Source organism: Luteibacter sp. Sphag1AF (assembly GCF_014192715.1).
In the GTDB taxonomy this organism is placed as follows: Bacteria; Pseudomonadota; Gammaproteobacteria; order Xanthomonadales; family Rhodanobacteraceae; genus Luteibacter.
This window is the reverse complement of record NZ_JACHYH010000002.1, coordinates 57,042-78,838: the sequence shown is the minus strand read 5'-3', so window position 1 is coordinate 78,838 and position 21,797 is coordinate 57,042. Positions and strand designations below refer to the sequence as shown.

General features: G+C 64.1%; 24 protein-coding genes. 19 read left to right on the top strand and 5 right to left on the bottom strand.

Going from position 1 to position 21,797, the window contains the following annotated elements; genetic code table 11:
• Positions 1-47 precede the first annotated feature (47 nt).
• From FHW69_RS07175 to FHW69_RS07165, 3 genes are read right to left on the bottom strand one after another with little or no spacing between them, the layout of a single operon-like run.
• The gene (locus tag FHW69_RS07175; RefSeq protein WP_183422385.1) at positions 48-2,042 is read right to left on the bottom strand and encodes a DUF3488 and transglutaminase-like domain-containing protein; all 1,995 of its coding nucleotides are present in this window, start codon (positions 2,040-2,042) and stop codon (positions 48-50) included.
• Entirely contained in the window at positions 2,039-3,001 is a 963-nt protein-coding gene (locus tag FHW69_RS07170; RefSeq protein WP_183422384.1) for a DUF58 domain-containing protein, read from the bottom strand. Before FHW69_RS07170 ends, FHW69_RS07175 begins: the two co-directional genes overlap by 4 nt.
• On the bottom strand, positions 3,001-3,942 hold the full coding sequence (locus FHW69_RS07165; RefSeq protein WP_183422383.1) for an AAA family ATPase: 942 nt from the start codon (positions 3,940-3,942) through the stop codon (positions 3,001-3,003). Before FHW69_RS07165 ends, FHW69_RS07170 begins: the two co-directional genes overlap by 1 nt.
• A 30-nt stretch (positions 3,943-3,972) precedes the next feature.
• Here FHW69_RS07165 and FHW69_RS07160 point away from each other — a divergent pair, with 30 nt between their 5' ends.
• On the top strand, positions 3,973-5,580 hold the full coding sequence (locus tag FHW69_RS07160) for a glycosyltransferase family 39 protein (protein ID WP_255494703.1): 1,608 nt from the start codon (positions 3,973-3,975) through the stop codon (positions 5,578-5,580).
• On the opposite strand, the gene FHW69_RS07155 is transcribed toward FHW69_RS07160, so the two are convergent.
• Positions 5,567-6,151: a Maf family protein gene (locus FHW69_RS07155; RefSeq protein ID WP_183422381.1), complete on the bottom strand. Its 585-nt coding sequence runs from the start codon at positions 6,149-6,151 to the stop codon at positions 5,567-5,569. The two genes, FHW69_RS07160 and FHW69_RS07155, sit on opposite strands and share 14 nt — an antisense overlap.
• Positions 6,148-6,600, bottom strand: a complete 453-nt coding sequence (locus FHW69_RS07150; RefSeq protein WP_183422380.1) for a hypothetical protein — start codon at positions 6,598-6,600, stop codon at positions 6,148-6,150. Before FHW69_RS07150 ends, FHW69_RS07155 begins: the two co-directional genes overlap by 4 nt.
• Before the next feature lie 196 nt (positions 6,601-6,796).
• On the opposite strand from FHW69_RS07150, the gene FHW69_RS07145 reads away from it, so the two are divergent.
• From FHW69_RS07145 to FHW69_RS07060, 18 genes are all read left to right on the top strand, one after another.
• Entirely contained in the window at positions 6,797-7,276 is a 480-nt protein-coding gene (locus tag FHW69_RS07145) for a YceD family protein (RefSeq protein WP_183422379.1), read from the top strand.
• Between the two features lie 19 nt (positions 7,277-7,295).
• Positions 7,296-7,490, top strand: coding sequence for a 50S ribosomal protein L32 (gene rpmF, locus FHW69_RS07140; RefSeq protein WP_183422378.1), 195 nt, complete (start codon positions 7,296-7,298; stop codon positions 7,488-7,490).
• Positions 7,491-7,633: 143 nt separating this feature from the next.
• Entirely contained in the window at positions 7,634-8,602 is a 969-nt protein-coding gene (locus FHW69_RS07135; RefSeq protein ID WP_183422794.1) for a beta-ketoacyl-ACP synthase III, read from the top strand.
• Between the two features lie 170 nt (positions 8,603-8,772).
• Positions 8,773-9,723, top strand: coding sequence for an ACP S-malonyltransferase (gene fabD, locus FHW69_RS07130; RefSeq protein ID WP_183422377.1), 951 nt, complete (start codon positions 8,773-8,775; stop codon positions 9,721-9,723).
• A 20-nt stretch (positions 9,724-9,743) separates the two neighbouring features.
• Positions 9,744-10,487 (top strand): 3-oxoacyl-ACP reductase FabG, encoded by a 744-nt coding sequence (fabG, locus tag FHW69_RS07125; protein WP_183422793.1) that lies wholly within the window; start codon positions 9,744-9,746, stop codon positions 10,485-10,487.
• A gap of 204 nt (positions 10,488-10,691) precedes the next feature.
• Positions 10,692-10,931 carry an acyl carrier protein gene (gene acpP, locus FHW69_RS07120; RefSeq protein ID WP_183422376.1) on the top strand — a complete coding sequence of 80 codons (240 nt, stop codon included), beginning with the start codon at positions 10,692-10,694 and terminating at the stop codon, positions 10,929-10,931.
• 175 nt (positions 10,932-11,106) lie between these two features.
• Positions 11,107-12,396 carry a beta-ketoacyl-ACP synthase II gene (fabF, locus tag FHW69_RS07115; protein ID WP_183422375.1) on the top strand — a complete coding sequence of 430 codons (1,290 nt, stop codon included), beginning with the start codon at positions 11,107-11,109 and terminating at the stop codon, positions 12,394-12,396.
• A 28-nt stretch (positions 12,397-12,424) separates the two neighbouring features.
• Positions 12,425-13,753, top strand: coding sequence for an aminodeoxychorismate synthase component I (locus FHW69_RS07110; RefSeq protein ID WP_255494724.1), 1,329 nt, complete (start codon positions 12,425-12,427; stop codon positions 13,751-13,753).
• On the top strand, positions 13,750-14,586 hold the full coding sequence (pabC, locus tag FHW69_RS07105; protein ID WP_343203992.1) for an aminodeoxychorismate lyase: 837 nt from the start codon (positions 13,750-13,752) through the stop codon (positions 14,584-14,586). The genes FHW69_RS07110 and pabC overlap by 4 nt, the downstream gene beginning before the upstream one ends.
• Positions 14,583-15,611 carry an endolytic transglycosylase MltG gene (gene mltG / locus FHW69_RS07100; RefSeq protein ID WP_183422373.1) on the top strand — a complete coding sequence of 343 codons (1,029 nt, stop codon included), beginning with the start codon at positions 14,583-14,585 and terminating at the stop codon, positions 15,609-15,611. Before pabC ends, mltG begins: the two co-directional genes overlap by 4 nt.
• Complete coding sequence (gene tmk, locus FHW69_RS07095) at positions 15,608-16,261, top strand: dTMP kinase (protein ID WP_343203991.1); 654 nt, start codon at positions 15,608-15,610, stop codon at positions 16,259-16,261. Before mltG ends, tmk begins: the two co-directional genes overlap by 4 nt.
• The gene (holB, locus tag FHW69_RS07090; RefSeq protein ID WP_183422372.1) at positions 16,258-17,193 is read left to right on the top strand and encodes a DNA polymerase III subunit delta'; all 936 of its coding nucleotides are present in this window, start codon (positions 16,258-16,260) and stop codon (positions 17,191-17,193) included. The genes tmk and holB overlap by 4 nt, the downstream gene beginning before the upstream one ends.
• Positions 17,193-18,119 (top strand): PIG-L family deacetylase, encoded by a 927-nt coding sequence (locus FHW69_RS07085; RefSeq protein ID WP_221195453.1) that lies wholly within the window; start codon positions 17,193-17,195, stop codon positions 18,117-18,119. The genes holB and FHW69_RS07085 overlap by 1 nt, the downstream gene beginning before the upstream one ends.
• Before the next feature lie 91 nt (positions 18,120-18,210).
• A complete protein-coding gene (locus FHW69_RS07080; protein WP_183422371.1) occupies positions 18,211-18,570 on the top strand; it encodes a PilZ domain-containing protein in 360 nt (119 codons plus the stop codon).
• Positions 18,571-18,893: 323 nt separating this feature from the next.
• Positions 18,894-19,250, top strand: coding sequence for an NADH-quinone oxidoreductase subunit A (locus FHW69_RS07075; RefSeq protein WP_183422370.1), 357 nt, complete (start codon positions 18,894-18,896; stop codon positions 19,248-19,250).
• Positions 19,241-19,795 carry an NADH-quinone oxidoreductase subunit B gene (locus tag FHW69_RS07070; protein WP_183422369.1) on the top strand — a complete coding sequence of 185 codons (555 nt, stop codon included), beginning with the start codon at positions 19,241-19,243 and terminating at the stop codon, positions 19,793-19,795. Before FHW69_RS07075 ends, FHW69_RS07070 begins: the two co-directional genes overlap by 10 nt.
• Before the next feature lie 9 nt (positions 19,796-19,804).
• The gene (locus tag FHW69_RS07065; RefSeq protein ID WP_183422368.1) at positions 19,805-20,533 is read left to right on the top strand and encodes an NADH-quinone oxidoreductase subunit C; all 729 of its coding nucleotides are present in this window, start codon (positions 19,805-19,807) and stop codon (positions 20,531-20,533) included.
• A 3-nt stretch (positions 20,534-20,536) separates the two neighbouring features.
• On the top strand, positions 20,537-21,790 hold the full coding sequence (locus FHW69_RS07060) for an NADH-quinone oxidoreductase subunit D (RefSeq protein ID WP_183422367.1): 1,254 nt from the start codon (positions 20,537-20,539) through the stop codon (positions 21,788-21,790).
• Positions 21,791-21,797 lie beyond the last annotated feature (7 nt).

Here is a 21,797-nt window from a genome sequence, read left to right as displayed (position 1 = left end):
GTGATATCTCCCAGCGGAACCGCGCCGGGCATTCCCGGCGCTTTGAACTATTTGACCACGCGACGCGTCGTGAATTCCCTCACTTTTCCAGAAAATTCACGCAGCGGTTCAGGCGGCGGTTTGTCAGAGCCATAACGCAGTCGCAAGTACCTGCGGGACAGCTCTTCGAGCGCTTCGCGCTGGGCCGGCAAAGCCCGCGCGGCACGCGCGAAGAAGTGGCGGGGACCTTCGCTGGTGCGCCGTTTTATACCAGCGCGGGCCAGCTTCGATTCCAGTCGCCGCATTGTCCGGTCCAGTGCATCTCCGTCGCGGGGACGGAACAGGGCCCAGGCCAGGGCAATGGCCACCAGCAGTGAGCAACCGGCAACGAGGATCAACGACAGCTTGCCAATATCCGCGTTTTCAACGCCAAACGGGCGAAGCAGGCCGCGTTGCCGGAACGCGTCAAAGCCGATAACGCCGCGCCCCCACCACTGGTTGACGATGTCCAGGCGGTTGCGGACGTCGCGCAGCCACTGGCCGCCGAAGGTGTCTTGGCCCGGTTGCGCCGCTGACGCTCCGGCTTGATTGACGCGCTGAGGGCGCACGGCCCCTGTCGGGTCGTAACGCACCCATCCGCGTCCTTCCAGCCAGATCTCGCTCCACGCATGAGCGTCGGACTGGCGAACAAGAAGGTAATTGCCCAGCGAGTTCCAGTACCCGCCCTGGTAGCCGGTGACCACGCGCGCCGGAATGCCCGCCGCGCGCATCAGGAAGGTAAACGATGAGGCGTAGTGTTCGCAGTAGCCCTCATGGGTGCCGAACAGAAAGTCGTCGATGCGATCTGTGCCCAGCGGGGCGGGGGCGAGCGTGTAGCTGAAGCCGCCGTTGCGGAACAGCGCGAGGGCCGCCAGCGCCACGGCGCCATCGTCGCTGCCTTCCTTCGCGCGCCAGCTTGCCGCCAGCGCCCGCGCTTTCGGCCCCACGTTGTCGGGAAGGCGCAGTGCGCGGTCGCGCACCTCCTGCGGCAGGTCGACGTCCAGGCGGTATTGCGGGCTGGATACCACGCGATAGCGGGTCGTATCGTCCATTCGCCGGCGTGCCGTGACCGTGCGATCGGCCGACATGCGTGCGTCGTCGGGCGGCGCAACGGGCATATCCAGCACGGGCATGACGCGCTCGTGGGTGGCTTCCAGCGATATTTCGTAGGAGATCGTCAGCGAAGGTTGCAGCGTGTCGGCGGTGCTTCGCATCGGGGCGGCACCTTCGCTCCATTCCTTGCCGTCGAACTTCCAGAGCACGTACGCGCGGAAATAGCGCTGCGGCCGATCCGGCATCAGGCCGCCGTCAAAGGTGACGCGCATGGCGGGCGTGTCGTCGGTCAGCAGATCCGTCATCTCGCCCGGCGCCATCCGGTTGGATAGCCCGGTGGTGGACTGCGTGTTGGACGGCGCACCCCACAGCGGGCTGCTCAGGCGCGGCACGAACAGGAACGCGAACAGGGCCAGGGGAATGGACAGGGCCAGCATCAGCAGCGGCGCCCGGAATTCCCCGCTGATGCGGCGTGGTTCGTCGCGCGCACTTTCCAGTGAGCGAAGGGCGGCCAGCGCGGGAACCAGCGACAGCGCAACCCATGCGGTGGCAAGCATGCTCTGGTCAAACAGCAGGGCACTCATGAGGGCGAAGCAGGCGAAGGCGATGCTGACGCGCGCATCGCGTGCATGTTCGCTTTCCAGCAACTTCAGGACCAGAAGCCCCACAGCGAACGCGCTGCCGGGATCGCGGCCGAAGATCGACCCGTAAGTGGCCACGATCGAGCTGATGAGGAGCGCGATCAGCGGCAGTTTCAGCCACGCGGACACCGGCCGGCCATTTGTGCGGCGCTGATGCCAGCGCAGCGCCAGGATCACCCCGAGCACCAGCGTCAGCCACCACGGAAGATGCATGGCATGGCTGGCCAGCACGGCGGCCATGGTCAGGCAGACCAGATCGAAAGATCGCGTATCCAGGCGCGGTTGGCCTGGCGCGACGCGGGACTTCAACGACAGGCGGAAGCCGGTCATGGCTGAAGGGCCAATGCAGTCATGCAGCGGTGATAGTGTTCGTCGCCCTGGGCAATATCGAAATAGCCGTCCGGAAGTTGCAGGCTCCAGCGCCGGCCGCTTTGATGTGCTTCGTCGATCCATCGTGCAAGGCGCGCGATGCGCGACTCGCTGTCCAGGTTGCGAATGCTGTCCCATGCAAGGCGCCAGTCATGCTGGGGCGCCGGTTGCTCCAGATCCTTGACCAGCAGGCCGTGATGCCGCGCACTGAGCTTCCACGCGATATGCCGCCGTGGATCGCCCGGCCGGTAGTCGCGCAGCGCGGCCAGTTCGTCGCCTTGCCGAGGTCGGCCACGGTCGGCATCACCCTGCGGCTCGAACGGCGGCGGCCCGAACACCTCGGGGCGCGGATAGACCAGTACGGGGTGATCGGGCGACAGCCAGCTCCATGCGCGGAACATGCCCAGCGGCCAGGTGGTGAAGATGCGCATACGCGGCAGCGTCAGCCATCCACGAAATTCTGTGGGCAGCTCGAACTCCAGTGTGGTGGCGCCGCGCGAGGGCACCTGCGCGCCCAGTATCCGCGCACCGATTTCCAGGTGCACACCCTGGCGGGCGCTGTCGCTGCTGGATACATCCAGTGAAATGCGGATGGGCTTGCCGGCTACGGCGCTGTCGCTGCGCAGCGTTCCGATGGTCAGCCCGTTCAATACGCGAAACGCGACCAGCATGCTTCCCGCGCTGGCGGCGCCAAGCAGGCAGGAGAGCATCAGTGCCGCATTGTTCGCATAGTTGAGTGCGCCGATCAGCATGACGCCCAGAAGCACGGTGAAGCCCACCCCGAATGCCGTTGGCACGATATAGATGCGGCGCCGGGTCAGCACGATGGGCAGCGGTTCGCGGGCACGCAGGCGGGTGAGCGACGGCAAGCGGCGCTCGGCCTGCGCCATGATCCGGCGCCAGGGACTGGCTGGCCTCATCAGGGCACCGGCACCTCGGCAAGGATGGCGCGAGCAATCGCTTCGCGATGGCTGCCTTTGCCCGGCACGAGGCGATGCGCGGCCACCGGAACAAACAAGGTCTGCACATCTTCGGGCACCACGAACTCGCGACCGCTGATCATCGCCCAGGCGCGTGCGGCCGCCAGCAGGGCGAGGCCGGCACGCGGTGACAGGCCCACGCGCACGTCGGCATGTTTGCGGCTGGCGGTGAGCAGTGCCTGTAGATAATCCAGCAGCGTGCTGTTGGCCGTGATTTTCTGCGCTGCCGCGTGCAGGGCCGCAATGGTCGCGCCATCCAGTTGCGGGCGCAGCGTGGCCATCAGGTCGCGTCGGTCGGTGCCGGTCAGTAGTGCGCGTTCGGCGGCGGGGTCGGGATAGTCCAGCGACAGGCGCAGCATGAAGCGGTCAAGTTGCGAGTCGGGCAGCGGAAAGGTGCCCGCCAGATCCAGTGGGTTTTGCGTGGCCACCACAAAGAAAGGGCGGGGCAGGTCGTGGGTTTGCCCGTCGACCGTTGCCTGTCCTTCGGCCATCGCTTCGAGCAGCGCGCTCTGCGTCTTGGGCGTGGCACGATTGATTTCGTCGGCCAGCAGCAGGCTGGTGAAGATCGGGCCGGGGTGGAAGCGGAAGGTGCCCGTCTCGCGCTCGTACACGCTGACGCCGATAATGTCCGACGGAAGCAGGTCGCTGGTGAACTGGATGCGCTGGAATTCGAGGTCGAACGTGGCTGCCAGCGCATGGGCCAGCGTGGTCTTGCCGACACCTGGCACGTCTTCCAGAAGAAGATGTCCACCGGCGATCAGGCAGGTGAACGCCAGTTTGACCTGACGGGGCTTGCCAAGAAGCACGCCATTGACCTGGGCCAGTGCGTTGTCCAGGCGCTGCTGCAATGTTTCATCACGAAGTGGAGTCGTTGCTGACATGATTGATGCGTGCGCCCCCGGGGCATGGACTTGACGTTCCGTCATCGGGCCAGTGTAGCGGCGCCCGTCGCGGTGTGGCGAGCCGTGTTCGTGGTTCTGTTCGTCGCGGTCTTCGTGGCGAAGATCGCTATAGCGTGCTTTTTGTCGCCCTTTGGTGACGAGGCGTTCTACTGGCAGGAGAGCCTGCGGCCTGCATGGGGTTACAGCGACCTTCCGCCGCTGACAGCATGGCTGATTCGCGCGGGTGAAAGCGTGGCCGGGCACGGCGTCTTTGCCATGCGACTGCCGTTTCTTCTCATCGGTGCGGCCATCCCCTGGCAGGTGTGGGCGCTGGCGCGACGGCTTGGCTCGCCGGGCCACGCATGGCAAGCGGCAACGTTTGCGCTGCTGCTTCCGCTGGCGGGAAGTCTCGGTGTGCTGGCACTCCCGGATGTGCCGCTGACCTTTGCCATCGTGCTGGCCACGATGGGGCTTGCCGCCGCGCTCGATGAGGGGCGCATGCGCGACTGGCTGTTGCTTGGCGTGGCGCTGGCGCTGTGCTGGCTCACCCATTACCGGGCGGCGATGCCGATGCTGGCCGGGCTCGTGTTTCTCTGCATCACCGAGCGTGGCCGCGCCGCGTGGCGCCGTCCGGGACTCTGGCTGGCGCTGGCAGTAGCCACGATCGGGTTACTGCCGCTGATCGTCTTCAACGTACAGCAGCACGGCGTGGGTGTGGGTTTCCAGGTGGTGGATCGCAATCCGTGGCGGTTTCAGCCCGGCGCGCTTGTGCAGCCGCTGGAGCAGGCGGTGGCATGCACGCCGCTGATGTATGGGCTTCTACTGTGGGCGATGTATCAGGCATGGCGTCGCCGGAAACAGGCGGGATGGGATGCGGCCGCCGTGATTGGCGGTACGTTTGTCGTCGCTTATTTCGTGCTGGGGCTATTTGCTGACGACGTCCGCTTCCGCGCGCATTGGCCGTTGCCAGGCTACCTCGTGCTCTGTGCCGCGCTACCGGCGTTGCTGGCGAGTGCTTCGGTGGCATGGCGACGTTTCGCCATGGTGGCGTTGTTGATGTCGGGTGTCGGGCTGGCGCTCGGATTCGGTTATCTGGCACTGGCAGCATCGCCGACAGGCCCGGCCATGCTTGCACGCTACAAGGCGTTTCCTGCCAACTTCACCGGATGGCGCCAGAGCGGTAGCGAAGCGGCAGCACTGCTCGCCAGGCATCCCGGTGCGGTACTCGTCGCGGACAATTTCATGCTGGCCGCCGAGCTGCGTTTTCAGTTGGGCGCACAGCAGGTGATCTATGTGCTCGACAGTCCCCTCAACACAAAACACGGGCGTGCGGCGCAATTGGCCATCTGGCAGATCGACGAGAACGCGCTGCGTGTATTGGCAGCGCGTCAGCATGTGTTGCTGGCGGTGGATGAAACCTCACTGCGCAACCGCGAACGCAAGCCGTGGCTTACGTCGGTGTGTGCGCGTGTGGATGGTCCTGTGTTGCTGGCGCGCGTTGATCTGTTCGGTGGCCGGCGTCGCATGGCGTTTTATGACGGAACTGTCGCGCCTGCGGTGCACGATGCTCCGTCGCCGGATGATTGCCTGATCTGGATGAATGCGTGGCGCGCAGGTGAGGGCGTCAAAGAAGAGTGACGCCCGCCTCGCGCAACATGCGTGCGGTGGCAATCAGGGGCAGGCCAATCAGTGCGCTGGGATCGTTGTTTTCGATGCGCTCGAACAGCACGATGCCGAGGCCTTCGCACTTGAAACTACCTGCGCAATCCAGCGGCTGCTCGGCCGCGACGTAGCGCTCGATGTCTTCACGCGACAGCGTTCGGAAGAACACGCGGGTCTCGTCGGTCACGGTTTCTTCGAAACCCGAAGGGCCCAGCACGCAAACGGCGGTGTGGAAAACGACCTGGCGCCCCGAGCTGGCTGCCAGTTGTTCGTGGGCGCGCTCGATGGAGCCGGGCTTGTCCAGCACGTGTCCATCGAGGTCAGCCACCTGGTCGGAGCCGATCACCACGGCATCGGGATGCAGGTCGGCGGCTGCGCGGGCTTTCGCCCGGGCAAGGCGCGCTGCCCGCGCCGCGGGTGCCTCATGGGGAAGCGCGGTTTCGTCAGTACCGGGCGCTGCCTGATCGAAGCGGGGAAGAATCCGTTGCAGCATCTGGGCGCGGTAGCGTGATGTGGAGGCCAGCAGCACGCGGGGTGGGGCGGTCATGCTTGAAAATCCTTGTGAATGTGTTCGCGGACGGCGACATCCAGTGCGTGCTGGGCATCGTCCAGCGCCCGCAGGCGCGGTTCCAGTTGCTGGCGGGCGCGGGCAAGGGCGTCCACCGCGTCATCCAGCTCGCGCTGGCTGGCGGCCGGGGCCTTGTCGCGAATCCACAGGCGCTGCTGGAGCAGGGCGCGCAGGCCGGAGTCCAGTGCATGCTGGGCCTCCACCTCGCCTGCAGCAGGAACGTCCGGACTCACCGACATCACGGCATGCGCCCGTTGCAGGCGGTCGCGACAGTCCTTCAGATCAATTTCCAGGCGGTCGGCGTGGTCCAGCAAATCCTGAAGGGCGCCGTGCCGACGACGGGACCGGTGCCCTGCCGTGACCCACACAAGCAGGCCGATGGCCAGCACGGCGAGGGCGGCAAGTGCATAAATCGCATAAGAAAACACTCGGAAAGCTTCCCTCGGGCGGCAGGATGCCCCACACTCGGCGGCAAGGCGTTCAGTCTGCCCGAAAGCCCTGTGTGCAGGCAAAACGTTCCCCGTGACCGTGCAGTAACGCTAAACGGTTGACTTCAAGGGTGTTCATGCCTACCATTTCGCGATTATGTCCGTGACACTGCCCTCGTCCGTGGACGCTTGGCGCATGGTTTCGGCGCGGCGTTCGTTTTCCGGAAACCTTCCTGTATCGGGTTTTTCCCGACTGGGCGAGGTTATTGCGTCTTCGGAAGGCGAAATCAGCTACGAACTGGATTTCGGTCGTGACGAGTTCAACGTGCGATACGTTGCCGTCCGCATCGATGCTCCCTTGACGTTGATCTGCCAGCGCTCGCTCGAACCGTTCGTGATGACCGTCCTCGTTGATACGCGTCTCGGTCTGATCGTCAAGGAAAGTGAAGAAGCCGGTCTTCCGCCTGGTTACGAGCCGCTGCTCGTCGAGGAAGACGGGAAACTCGATCCGCTTGCCGTGATCGAAGATGAATTGCTGTTGGTGCTGCCCCTGGTTCCGATCAACCCGGATGCCGAGCTGCCCGACGACATCGTTGGACCCGACGAGGCCGAAGACGCCCCGCGGGATACGTCCGAAAACCCGTTCGCGATTCTGCGCGAACTCAAGAATCGTTAGAATCGCTGGAGATTGAGTCATGGCAGTTGCCAAGAGCCGCAAAACCCCGTCCACCCGCGGCATGCGTCGTTCGCACGACGCGCTGCAAACCGTGCAGCTGTCGACCGATCCGACCAGCGGCGAAGTCCATCTGCGTCACCACGTGACGAAAGACGGCTTCTACCGTGGCAAGAAGGTCATCGACACCCGCGGTGCGGTTGAAGTCGAGGACTAATCATCGCTTGCGATGATTGATCACGCAGGCGGCGCGGTAACGCGCCGCTTTGCGTTTCAAGAGCACCATCTCATCAAGGCCCTGCGTCGTCGCAGCACCTGCGCCGCGAAGCAGGCATTTCGCCCTTGCAGGGGGAAACGGTTCTGAAATATGCCCGCATCATCGGCACCGGCAGTGCGCTTCCCGAGCGCGTGGTCACCAATGCCGACCTCGAAAAAATCGTCGATACGACCGACGAGTGGATCCGCTCGCGCACGGGTATCCAGGAGCGGCACATTGCCGCCGACGGCGAAACCACGGGCGACCTGGCCTTTCTTGCCGCGCAGCGCGCGCTGGAAGCCGCTGGCGTCAAAGCGTCCGAGATCGACCTCATTGTCCTGGGCACCACCACGCCCGACATCATCTTTCCGTCAACCGCCTGCCTGATCCAGCATCGTCTGGGTGCCAACGGCTGCGCTGCGTTTGACGTCAACGCGGCTTGCTCGGGCTTTGTTTATGCCCTGGGCGTGGCCAACAGCTTCATCCGCAGTGGCCAGTCGAAGAAGGTGCTGGTGGTTGGCGCTGAAACGCTCACCCGCATGGTCGACTGGACGGAGCGCGAAACCTGCGTGCTGTTCGGTGATGGCGCTGGCGCCGTGGTGCTTGAAGCCTCTGACGAGCCAGGCATCCTTGCCACGCGTATGCATGCCAATGGTGGCTTCAAGGATCTGCTGTTCAACCCGGTGGGTGTATCCAAAGGTTTCACCGACGCGCCGAACCACGGTGTGCGCATCCACATGAGCGGTCGCGAAGTGTTCAAGGTGGCGGTGAAGACACTCGACTCCCTGGTGGATGAGACGCTTCAGGCCGCGGGTATGAAGGAGTCGGAAATCGACTGGCTGATTCCGCATCAGGCCAACCTGCGCATCATCGAAGCCACCGCCAAGAGGCTGAAATTGTCGATGGATCGGGTCATCGTCACCGTCGACAAGCACGCCAATACGTCCGCAGGCTCCGTGCCGCTGGCGCTCGATTACGCCGTGCGTTCGGGCAAGGTCCAGCGCGGCCATAACCTGCTGCTGGAAGCTTTCGGTGGCGGTTTCACCTGGGCGTCTGCGCTGCTGCGTTACTGATCCGGCGCAGGCGGGGCATCGCACCGAGCGATGCGCTCTCCCGAAGACGACCGCCCCGGCTTGCCGTGGCGGTCGTTTGCGTTTTGTGCTGTGCACCACACGCCTACGAATGGTGACGTACGGCCACCTAGCTGGCACCATTCGCGCTTTCCTGCTTCAGCGACTACCTGATGACCTCATCCGTTTCTTCGCTCGCCTTTGTTTTCCCCGGCCAGGGTTCGCAGTCGGTTGGCATGCTTGCCGACCTCGCTGGCGCGCACGACATCGTGCGAAAGACCTTTGATGAAGCCTCCGCTGGTGCGGGCGTCGATCTGTGGACGATGAGTCAGGACGGCCCCGAGGAAGCGCTGAATCGCACCGACAATACGCAGCCGGCATTGCTTGCCGCCAGCGTTGCTGTCTGGCGTGTGTGGATGCAGGAAGGTGGCCCGCGTCCCGCCCTGCTGTCGGGCCACAGCCTGGGTGAATACAGTGCTCTGGTCTGTGCTGGTGCGCTGTCGCTGCATGACGCTGCTGCCCTGGTGGCGGAGCGCGGTCGCCTGATGCAGGCGGCGGTGCCGGCGGGCACGGGCGCCATGGCTGCCATCCTGGGCGGCGACGATGCGCAGATCGCACAGGTGTGCGCTGAAGTGGCCGGTGATGAAGTGGTGGCTCCGGCCAACTACAACTCGCCTGGCCAGCTCGTCATCGCAGGCGATGTGGCTGCGGTGGATCGCGCGCTGGCGCGCCTGGCCGAACTGGGCGTGAAGAAGGCGGTGAAGCTTGCTGTTTCCGTTCCTTCCCATTGCGCGTTGATGCGTGGCGCCGCCGACAAGCTTGGCGAGCGCATGGAGTCCATCGCGTGGACGCTGCCGTCGATTCCGGTGGTGCAGAACGCCGAAGCACGTGTTTACGACAACCTCGTCGATATTCGCTCGGCGCTGCAGCGTCAGCTCTACCTGCCCGTGCGCTGGACCGAATGCGTGCAGGCACTGTCGGCCGCTGGCGTGATCCAGGCTGTCGAGTGTGGTCCGAACAAGGTCTTGTCGGGCCTGATCAAGCGCATCGACAAGAGCATTGAGGCCCGTCCTGTGGCTGCGCCGTCCGATCTGGATGCGGCGCTGGCCGACTGGGCGCTCTGAGTCACTTTTACCGGGATTACCTGATGAGCATTTTGAAAGGCGAGATTGCGCTGGTCACCGGCGCCAGTCGCGGCATTGGTGCGGCGATTGCAGACACGCTGGCCGCCCAGGGCGCTACTGTCATCGGCACGGCAACCAGCGAAAGCGGTGCCGCAGCCATCGGTTCCCGCCTGGCCGCCCATGGTGGCCACGGTCGGGTGCTGGATGTGACCCGGCCGGCCGACATTGAAGCGCTGGTCGACGGTATTGCGAAGGAATTCGGTGCGGTGTCCGTCCTGGTGAACAATGCGGGCATCACGCGCGATCAGCTGCTCATGCGCATGAAGGAAGATGACTGGAACGCGATCATCGAGACCAACCTGACCTCGGTATTCCGCACTTCCAAGGCGGTGATGCGCGGCATGATGAAGGCCCGCAGGGGGCGCATCATTTCCATTGCCTCGGTCATCGGCCTCACCGGCAACCCGGGCCAGGCCAACTATGCGGCCGCCAAGGCCGGCATCATCGCCTTCTCCAAATCGCTGGCCCGTGAGATTGGCTCGCGCGGCATCACCGTGAATGTGGTGGCCCCGGGCTTCATTGATACGGACATGACCCGCGCGCTGCCTGAAGAGCAGCGCCAGAGCCTTCTGGGGCAGATTGCCCTGGGCACTTTGGGTGAAGCACAGGACATTGCTGACGCGGTGGCCTTTCTGGCCTCGCCGGCGGCGAAGTACATCACGGGCGAGACTCTGCACGTGAATGGCGGCATGTACATGCCGTAAGTCCCGTGGACTGGCGCCCGCCTTCCGACGAATATTCGTTCAGGTAAGGGTGGGGTAGTCGCCAGCCGCACGGTTTTAGGAGACAATCGTCATTTCGCGCCGACCATTCGGTCGGAGCGTTTACTGCGCATCGGTGGCATTGGCAGCCTCAAGGGCTAGCCACTACAATGCCGCCGGCTTTTTCCCTCGGGAGGTATTTGCAACATGAGCACCATCGAAGAACGCGTCAAGAAAATCGTCGTCGAGCAGCTGGGCGTCAAGGAAGATGAGGTCACGGCGAACGCATCGTTCGTGGACGATCTGGGCGCCGATTCGCTGGACACTGTCGAGCTCGTCATGGCGCTCGAAGAAGAGTTCGAATGCGAAATCCCGGACGAAGACGCCGAAAAGATCACGAATGTCCAGCAGGCTATCGACTACATCAAGTCGCATACGACGGCCTGATGTACATCGGTGTCAGGGAGCGGGGGGCTTTCCTTCCACTCCCTGAAGTCATGCGGAAGCTGCGCCATAAGGGCGCAGTTTTCGTTTCTGCATACCGTAACCTGCGCCAGCGTATGGTTACCGCGTTTCCTGGTCGCAGCGACCGGGTACAGGTTCCCTCGAAGGATTAAGACGCATGAGTAAACGACGTGTGGTAGTGACCGGTATGGGCATTGTCTCGCCGGTCGGTAACGATATCGCCACCGCCTGGAAGAATGTCGTCGAAGGCCATAGCGGCATCGGCCCGGTCACTCAATTCGACTCTGAAAAATACGCAACGCGTATTGCGGGTGAGGTTCGGGGTTTCGATCCCGTGGCTGCCTATTTCCAGGGCACCGATACTCCGGAAGATGATCGTCGCTCCATCCGCAAGGATTTCAACCGGATGGACCCGTTCATCCACTACGGCATTGTTGCGGGCACTCATGCGTTCCGCGAGTCCGGCCTCGTCGTGACGGACGCCAATGCAGGTCGCATCGGCGTCGCTGCCGGCGCCGGCATCGGCGGTCTGCACACGATCGAAGCTACCGCGATTGAGCTGGCCAAGGATGGTCCGCGCAAGGTGTCGCCGTTTTACGTGCCCAGCTCCATCATCAACATGGTGGCGGGCAACCTGTCGATTTATCACGGCCTGAAGGGCCCGAACATTGCGCTGGTTTCCGCGTGCACCACGGCTGCGCACAACATCGGCATGGCCATGCGTCTCATCCAGTACGGCGATGCCGATGCGATGATCGCGGGCGGCTCGGAATTCGCCACCACGCCGACGGCGATGGCGGGCTTCTGCTCGGCCAAGGCCATGTCTGTTCGCAACGACGACCCGACGCACGCCAGCCGTCCGTGGGACGTGGATCGCGATGGCTTCCTGCTGTCCAACGGCGCAGGCATGCTGATGCTTGAGGAATACGAGTTCGCCAAGGCACGTGGCGCGAACATCCTTGCCGAGATCATCGGCTTCGGCATGAGCGGCGATGCGTTTCACATCACCGCGCCGAGCGGCGACGGTGCCGAACTGGCGATGCGCAATGCGCTGCACGACGCTCACCTGGATGCGTCCGGCGTGCAGTACGTCAACGCCCACGGCACGTCTACCCCCGTGGGTGACCGTGGCGAAGCGCGCGCGATCAGCAATGTGTTTGGCGAGCACGCCCGGAACCACGGTTCGTTCGCGGTCAGCTCCACCAAGTCGGTCACGGGCCATCTGCTCGGCGCCGCTGGCGGTGTGGAAGCGATCTTCTCCGTCATGGCTCTTCGCGACGGCGTTATCCCGCCCACGATGAACCTCAACAAGGTTGACCCGGAAGTCGAAGCGCTGGGTCTGGACCTCGTACCCAACGAAGCGCGCAACGCGAAGCTCGATGTTGTGGTGTCGAACTCGTTCGGCTTTGGTGGCACCAACGGCACGCTCGCCTTCAGGCGGGTCTGATCGCCCCTTGGGCTTCGTAACGCAAGAACTGGCCGGCCGGCGCGATCTCCTCGCGCCGGCCGCGTCGTATCCGGAGCGCTATCCGTGCCTGCTGGCCAGTGTTACGCAGGGCACGAAGCAGGCGCGTTTTGATCTCCTTCTTCTGCACGATGGTGGCTCGTTTTCCCTTCATGCCGATGGCGTGGTGCGTGACGAGCGCGGTGAGGTCATCGAAGGTTCCTTCCTTGATGCGCTGGATCGTGCATGGAGTGCCGAACGCATCGCCCAGGCCGATGATGCGTGGCCGTTCCATGGCGGATGGGCGGTGTATCTGGCCTATGAGCTGATTGGCCAGATCGAGCCATCGCTGACGTTGCCGCGTTCGACCGGCTCGGTGCCGGTAGCGCAGGCGCTGTGTGCGCCCGCTGCGATGATCGTGGATCACGCGCGTGACATGACGGTCCTGATCGCCGAAGAGGGCAGGGAGGATCTGCTGGATGTGATGGCGCGCGATCTGGAGGAGGCCCGCTTGCCTTCTGCCGACGTGCCCGCACCAACCGTATCGGAAGATGAGCCGCAGGCTTTTCTTGATGGTGTCGTGCGCATTCACGAGCACCTTCGTGCCGGTGACGTGTTTCAGGTCAACCTGTCCCGGCAATGGTCCGCCTCGTTTGATGTGACGCCTTCGCCTGCGGCATTGATGCTTGCACTGCGTCGGGCGAATCCCGCGCCTTTTGCGGGCATGCTTCAGGGCGCACATTGGGCGGTGGTCAGTTCGTCGCCCGAGCGTCTTGTGGAATCACGCCGCGGCGTGCTGCAAACACGGCCCATCGCAGGCACGCGTCCGCGCGTGGAAGGCGACGATCACGACGCGCGCATCCGTGAGTTGACTGCGCACCCGAAAGAGCGCGCCGAACACGTCATGCTGATCGACCTGGAGAGAAACGATCTGGGCCGCGTCTGTGTGCCGGGTACGGTGGAAGTGGACGAGCTGATGGTCGTGGAAAGCTACGCCCACGTGCATCACATCGTGTCGAACGTGCGTGGCGTGGCCCGTGCGGATGTCACGCCGGGACAGGTCATCGCGGCCACGTTCCCCGGTGGCACGATTACCGGTTGCCCCAAAGTGCGATGCATGGAAATCATCGGCGCCATCGAGGGTGTGCCGCGGGGTGCGTATACGGGGGCGCTGGGCTACCTTGATCGCAATGGCGACATGGATCTGAACATTCTCATCCGCACTTTCACGCTGGATGAAGGGCGGGTTACGTGGCGGGCAGGGGCGGGCATCGTGACGGACTCTGATCCGGCGCGCGAACTCGCCGAAACGCGTGCGAAGGCGCGCGGATTGCTCCGCGCGTTTGGCCACACGTCGTGAGTGACGACGCGCCGCGGCTGTGGATGGCGGCGGAGGTATCCGCCCGTGATCGCGGATTGCTGTATGGCGACGGTTTGTTTGAAACGATACGCGTGGTGCGTGGTGCAGCGCCGCTATGGCATCGCCACGAACAGCGGCTGATCGAGGGATGCCGTCGATTGCGCATTCCGTGTCCCGATGTCGGCGAGGTGCGCGATGCACTGAAGACGCTGGTCGGTGGATGGGACGATGCCACGGCGCGATTGACCGTGACCCGCGGCGAAGGCACGCGTGGCTACGCCATTCCCCCGGCATCCCTGCCCGGCGTGTTTCTTTCCGCTGAGCCGTCCCGTCTTCCCTCGGCGGACGACTACCGCAACGGCGTGGCCGTTCGCCTGTGTGACCTCAAGCTGGCGCAGCAGCCGGCACTGGCCGGTCTGAAACACCTCAATCGGCTGGAGCAGGTGCTTGCCCGCTCCGAGTGGAGCGATGCATCCGTTACCGAAGGTCTGCTGCTTGATGGCGATGGTCGTCTTGTCTGCGCCACCGCAGCGAATATTTTCGCGGTGTTTGGCGATGACATTGTCACGCCGCCGGTTGAACGTTGCGGTGTGGCGGGTGTTGCGCGGGCTGAAGTGCTCGCGCTGGCTGGTGCCCGGGTGGCCGATCTGAACCTGGATCGACTGCGCGATGCCGACGAGGTCTTCCTCACGTCGGCGGTTCGGGGCATTCTCCCTGTCCGGGTTTTTGAGGCCCGACAGTGGCAGCCCGGTTCCGTGGTGCGTCGATTGCAGGCGCACTGGGGGGATCTTGGCCTGCCGTTACCGGGCGTAGCGCAGGGATTGACCGAATGAAAGTACGTGGCATCGCCGCCTGGCGTGTCGTTGCAGTAGTGGTGATCCTGGGCCTCGTGGCCGCAGGTGCGTGGCTGGGTTACGACTGGCATCGCTTTTCGCAGGCGCCGCTGGCCATTGGCACGACAGGGCAGAGCATTGACGTGCCGCGCGGCGCGTCGTTCAAGGACATCGTGCGCGAGTTGCGCCAGCGCCATGTTTCCACGGCCTCGCCGCTGTACTGGCGTGCACTGTCGTTTCAGATGCATGTATCCGGGCGCCTGCATGCCGGCGAGTTCGCCCTGGTGCCGGGCATGACGCCGCGCGACCTGCTGGCCAACATGGCCAGCGGCAAGGTCATGCAGCGCAATCTCACCATTGTGGATGGCTGGACATTTGCCGACATGCGTCGTGCGCTTGCCTCGGTCGACACCATTGCTCACGACACGGCTGGCCTGGATGATGCGGCGATCATGAAGCGTTTGGGTGCCGAAGGTGACATGCCCGAAGGGCGCTTCCTGCCTGAGACCTATGCGTATGTGAAGGGCGATACGGAATCGGCCATCATGAAGCGCGCGTATGTCGCCATGACCAAAACGCTGGATGCAGCGTGGGACAAGCGCGACAAGGACCTGCCCCTGGCCAGCTCCTACGAGGCGCTGATTCTGGCGTCCATCGTGGAGAAGGAAACCGGCCGGGCCGACGAGCGCCCGCGCATCGCCGGCGTCTTCGTGCGGCGCCTGCGCCTGCACATGCTGTTGCAGACCGATCCCAGTGTCATCTATGGACTGGGCGCCAGCTACGATGGCAACGTGCACAAGCGCGACCTGACCACCGACACGCCGTACAACACCTATACCCGCGCGGGCCTGCCGCCCACGCCCATCGCTTTGCCGGGCAAGGCGGCGATTGAGGCGGCGTTGCATCCTGCTGACGGCACGGAGCTGTACTTCGTCGCGAAAGGCGACGGCAGTCATGTGTTCTCATCCACTCTCGACGAGCACAATAAGGCCGTCGCCTGTTTCCAGTTGAAGCGTTGCCAGTGAATTCATCGAAATCCATCACACGCGGTCGTCTCATCACGCTGGAAGGCGGCGAGGGCGCGGGCAAAAGCACGCTGCTGGCGGGGCTGCGCGAGCACCTGCGCGCTCACGGTGTAGAGCCGGTCATGACCCGCGAACCGGGCGGCACGCCCGTCGGCGAAGCCATCCGCGCCATCGTGCTGGATGCGGCGCAGACTCACCTGTTTGCCGAAGCCGAGCTGTTGCTGATGTTCGCGTCGCGCGCGCAACTGGTTCGCGAGGTCATCGAGCCGGCATTGGCCGCAGGCCACTGGGTGCTCTGCGACCGCTTCACTGATGCCAGTTATGCCTATCAGGGTGGTGGTCGCGGACAGCCTGTGCAGCGCATTGCCGATCTTGAGCAGTGGGCAGTGGCGGGCGTCGTGCCCGATGTCACGCTGCTGCTTGATCTGCCCGTCAGTGACGGCCGCGCGCGTGCTGCGGGTCGCGGTGAGGCGGATCGCATCGAGGTGGAAGGCGACTCCTTCTTTGAACGCATCCGCGAAACCTATCGCGCCCGCGCCCATGCCGACCCCGCCCGTTTCCGCCTGCTGGACGCCAGCGACACGCCATTGGGCGTGCTTTCGCAGGCAGCCCTGGCACTGGCGCCACTTTTTGACGAGGTAACGCCGTGACATTGCGACCGTGGCACGACGAAGCCTGGCAGCGCCTTCAGGCGCGCCGCCAGCGCGATGCACTGCCGCACGCCTTGTTGCTCGCCGGCCCTGCGGGGCTTGGCAAACGCGAATTCCTGACCGCCTTCGTCCAGGGGCTGCTCTGCCAGAATCCGCACGACGGCATGCCCTGCGGGGAGTGCCGCAGCTGCCACTTCTTCGTGGCAGGCACGCATCCTGACTTTGTCCGCCTGAGCTTCGGCCTGCGCAAGGATGGTGTGCAGCGCAGCGAGATCGTGGTCGATCAGATTCGCGAGCTGTCGCAGCGGCTGGCCATGTCCAGCCAGTTCGGTGGCTGGCAGGTCGCTACCATCGACCCGGCAGACGCCATGAATGCGGCGGCCGCCAACGCGTTGCTGAAAACGCTGGAAGAGCCTTCCACGGCCACCCTGCTGGTGTTGGTGGCGGATGCGCCGTCGCGGCTTCCTGCCACGATCCGCAGTCGTTGCCAGCGCATCGACTTTGTTGCTCCCTCGCCGGAAGAATCGCTGGCGTGGCTCACGGCGCAGGGCGTGCGCGATCCGTCGGCGGCGTTGCTCGCGGCGGGGGGCAATCCAGGGCTGGCGCAGGCCTGGGCTGCCGATGGCGCCCTCAAGCAGCGTTCTGAAGTGCGCGGTGACCTTCAGGCCCTGGCGACGGGCCGTGGTGACGCGGTCGAAATGGCCAGGCGCTGGCAAGGTGCCGATCCGGCACGCTACCTCTGGTTTGCGGCACAGGCGGCCACCGACGAACTGCGTGCCCGGGCCGAAGGGCGCAAACCGCCGCTCGACAGCGCCCTCAGTGACGAAGCGCTGGATGACTGGTATGGCCTCGCCAACCGGGCGCGTGAGTCATTGCGTGGCCCGCTTCGCGCGGATCTGGTGCTGCTGGAATTGCTCGCGGCCTGGCATTGATGCCAACTCCCGATCTCATGCTGGACGCCTCGACCCGTCTGCTGGTCGTGTCGCCTCATCCGGACGACGAGTCGTTGGCGGCTGGTGTGCTGATCCAGCGTGTACTGGCGGCCGGCGGTCGGGTCGACGTGCTGTTGCTCACCGATGGGGACGACAACCCATGGCCGCAGCGCTGGATGGAGCGCCGCCTGGTCATCGATGCCGCTGCGCGCAAACGCTGGGGCGTGCGGCGGCGCGCCGAGGTGGAGGGCGCGCTCGCGACCCTTGGCCTGTCGGCAGACTCCCTGCATGCCCTTGGCTGGCACGACATGGGCGTGACGACCGAGCTGCGCCAGCGCCACGGCAAATCGGTAGACGCCATCGGGCGGTTGCTGGAGTCGATCCGGCCGGACCTCATCGTGCTGCCGTCCCTGAAAGACACCCACCCCGATCACAGTGCCGGTCACGTGCTCGCCCGCCTGGCGCTTGCGCGCAAGGGCATGGCTGCGCGCGTGCTTACCTTCCACGTGCATGGCAAGACGCCCGATCCGGTCACCCTGGTGCTGCCGCATGACGCAGCGCTTCAGTCGGCCAAGCGTCAGGCTGTGCTTGCCCACGTCAGCCAGGTCACCCTCAGTCGTCGGCGCATGCTGGCCCTGGCCGGGCGGCCGGAGGCGTTCGCCAGCCTCGTCGCGCAGAAGGCGAACCGGCGGCTTGTGCTGCCCTGGCGGCCTTCGGCGTGGTGGCAGAAGCGGCTGCGCCTCATTGCTGCGGACGATCTGGGTGTGCGCGACATGGCCTGGCACGAGGCACCGCTGGAGCGGGTAGGGGAGGACTGGGTGCTTCTGTTGCGCGATGCCCCGGGGCCCTCTTTTGTGAAGCTCACCGCCGACATCGCCTCGCCCTGGATCTTCGACCACTTTGGCTGGGTCGAAGGGCAGGGCTGATCTGGCCGGCTGGCGGCGCAGGGGATACGCGGCGCTTGTCGGCAGGCCTGCCCCGTCGCTACGATGGCTGTGACCCCGGGGACCCTTTCGAATGACTCATCCAGTAGCCGCGCCTCGTCAGGGCATTCTGTCCCTGAAGATCAAGGACGTGAACGCCCTCTACATTGCCTACATGCCCTTCCTGAAGGGTGGCGGCCTGTTCGCACCCACGGCGCAGCGTTACAACCTTGGCGATGAGGTCGTGCTGCTGGTGACCCTGATCGACGAGAACGAGCGACTTTCCGTGGCTGGCAAGGTGGTCTGGATCACCCCGATTGGCGCTCAGGGCAACCGTACTGCGGGAATTGGCGTGCAGTTCAACGAAACGGGCGACGGCGAAGCGGCCCGCGCACGCATCGAAGCCCTGCTTGCAGGCACCCTTTCTTCCGAGCGTCCGACCCAGACGATGTAACCGTTTCCGTCACATCCGCAGGTGTAACACGGAGTAGTTGCGAGCCAGACGCATTTACGTTTGGCCAATCACGCATTTGCAGCAGAAAAGATGCGCTTTTTCCGCGTTAAAGGCTTGTCGGAATACCTGCACGGACTGGTACAATAGATCGGTTCCCAACTTTGATTGTGGATATCTGGAGCCGTCAGCGTGCCTAGGGCGCGTGACTGGGTCGTTCCTTTTTTGGATCGATCCGATCGGACGACTCCAGCGCCCCTAGCCGGACCGCTCGTCCCCCGCCGACGGTCACTGATGCGCCGCATGGCGCGGAGGTACGCTGAATCGTGCTTGCCCAATACTGGCCCGTCCTGTTGTTCATCGCCGTTGCTGCCGGCCTGGGCATCGTTCTGCTTCTGATCGGCTTGCTTGCCGGTCCCCGCCGACCCGACGCTGAAAAGCTCTCGCCGTACGAGTGTGGCTTTGAGGCGTTTGAAGACGCGCGCATGAAGTTCGACGTGCGCTATTACCTCATAGCGATCCTCTTCATTATTTTCGACCTCGAAATCGCGTTCCTGTTTCCGTGGGCCGTGGTCTTCGACAAGATCGGCGCGATTGCGCTGATTGAGATGGCGCTGTTCCTGGCGCTGCTGGTGGTCGGTTTTGCTTACGTGTGGAAGAAGGGAGCGCTCGAATGGGAGTGATGTCCAGCATCGACCGGGTGATGCACAACCCGGAGCCGCTCAATCTCGTTGACGACATCCTTCGTCCGAACGGTGAGCACCCCGTCGTCCAGCGCGGTTTTGGCGTCACCAGCATCGACGCGCTGATGAACTGGGCGCGTACCGGTTCCATGTGGCCCATGACCTTCGGTCTGGCCTGCTGTGCCGTTGAAATGATGCACGCGGGCGCTGCGCGTCTGGATCTTGACCGCTACGGCGTCATTTTCCGTCCCAGCCCGCGTCAGTCCGACGTCATGATCGTGGCCGGCACCCTGGTCAACAAGATGGCTCCCGCGCTGCGCAAGGTCTATGACCAGATGCCCGAGCCGAAGTGGGTCATCTCCATGGGGTCGTGCGCCAACGGTGGCGGTTACTACCACTATTCCTATTCCGTGGTTCGCGGTTGTGACCGCATCGTGCCTGTGGACATCTACGTGCCGGGCTGCCCGCCCACGGCCGAAGCCCTGATCCACGGCATTCTGCAGTTGCAGAAAAAGATCCGTCGCACCCACACGATCGCGCGATAAAGGGCTGTCATGAGCGCTATTCCACAGACCTCGCTGGTCGAACGGCTTGCCGCGCGTTTCGGCGACATGCTGGCCGTGACCGTTGCCCGCAACGAAGTCACTGCCGAACTCGCCGCCGCTGACCTGATCGCCGTCGCTACCGCACTGCGTGATGAAGCGGATTTCCGCTTCAGCACCCTCATTGACGTGTGCGGCATCGACTATCTGAGCTACGGCCAGACCGAATGGGACACCGACACCGCACAGGGCGACAGCTTCTCCCGTGGCGTTGAAGGCCAGACCGTCGGTCGCTTCACATGGGCGGAGCGTCCGCGCAACGTCGAGCAGCCGCGCCGCTTTGCTGCCGTCATTCATCTGCTGTCGCTGGACAACAACCAGCGCATCCGCCTTCGCGTGTTCTGCGACGACGATGCGTTCCCGGTCGTTCCGTCCGTGACCGCGATCTGGCCGGGTGCCGACTGGTTCGAGCGCGAGGCGTTCGATCTGTTCGGCATCATCTTCGAAGGTCACCCCGATCTTCGCCGCATCCTTACCGACTACGGTTTTGTCGGCCACCCGTTCCGCAAGGACTTTCCGCTTATCGGAAACGTCGAAGTGCGCTACGACGCCGAGCAGAAGCGAGTTGTCTACGAACCGGTTTCGATCGAACCGCGCGTGCTTGTCCCGCGCACGATCCGTAACGACGCCGATCTTGATCAGGCCAAGGCGGAAGCCGCCGATCGCTGGCGGGAGAACTGAGCCATGCAAGAGATCCGCAATTACACGATGAACTTCGGCCCGCAGCATCCCGCGGCCCACGGCGTGCTGCGCCTGGTGCTGGAGATGGATGGCGAAACCGTGGTTCGCGCCGATCCGCATGTGGGCCTCCTGCATCGCGGCACCGAGAAGCTGGCTGAGTCCAAGCCCTTCAACCAGTCGATCGGCTACATGGATCGTCTGGATTACGTGTCCATGATGTGCAACGAGCACGCCTATGTGCGCGCCATCGAAGGCCTCATGGGCATCGAGGCGCCCATTCGTGCGCAGTACATCCGCACGATGTTCGACGAAATCACCCGCATCCTGAATCACCTGATGTGGGTCGGTTCCAATGCGCTCGATCTGGGCGCGATGGCCGTGATGCTTTACGCGTTCCGCGAGCGCGAAGAGCTTATGGACGTCTACGAGGCAGTGTCGGGCGCGCGCATGCACGCCACGTACTACCGCCCGGGCGGCGTCTACCGCGATCTGCCGGACCAGATGTCGAAGTACCGCGAGTCGCCGTGGCACAAGGGCGCTGATCTGAAGCGCCTGAACGCATGGCGCGAAGGCTCGATGCTCGACTACCTGACCGAGTTCACGGCGGACTTCCCGAAGCGCATCGACGAATACGAAAGCCTGCTCACCAACAACCGTATCTGGAAGCAGCGTACGGTCGGCATCGGCGTCATTTCGCCGGAGAAGGCGAAGGCATGGGGCATGACCGGTGCGATGCTGCGTGGTTCGGGCATCGAATGGGATCTGCGCAAGAAGCAGCCGTATGCCGCCTATGCGGATATGGATTTCGACATTCCGCTTGGCGTGAATGGCGACTGCTACGACCGCTATCTGGTCCGCGTCGAGGAAATGCGCCAGTCCAACCGCATCATTCAGCAGTGCGTGGCGTGGCTCAAGGCCAACCCGGGCCCGGTGATGGTGCAGAACTACAAGGTTGCGCCGCCCAGCCGCGAAGAAATGAAGACCGACATGGAAGCGCTGATCCATCACTTCAAACTCTTCACCGAAGGGTATGGCGTGCCGGCCGGCGAAATCTATTCGGCTGTCGAAGCGCCCAAGGGTGAATTCGGCTGCTATCTCGTTTCCGACGGTGCCAACAAGCCGTTCCGCGTGCATCTGCGCGCGCCGGGTTTTGCGCATCTGTCGTCCATGGACGCTGTCGTCAGGGGCCACATGCTGGCCGACGTGGTCGCCATGATCGGTACCTACGACCTCGTCTTCGGCGAAGTCGATCGCTGAGGCGATG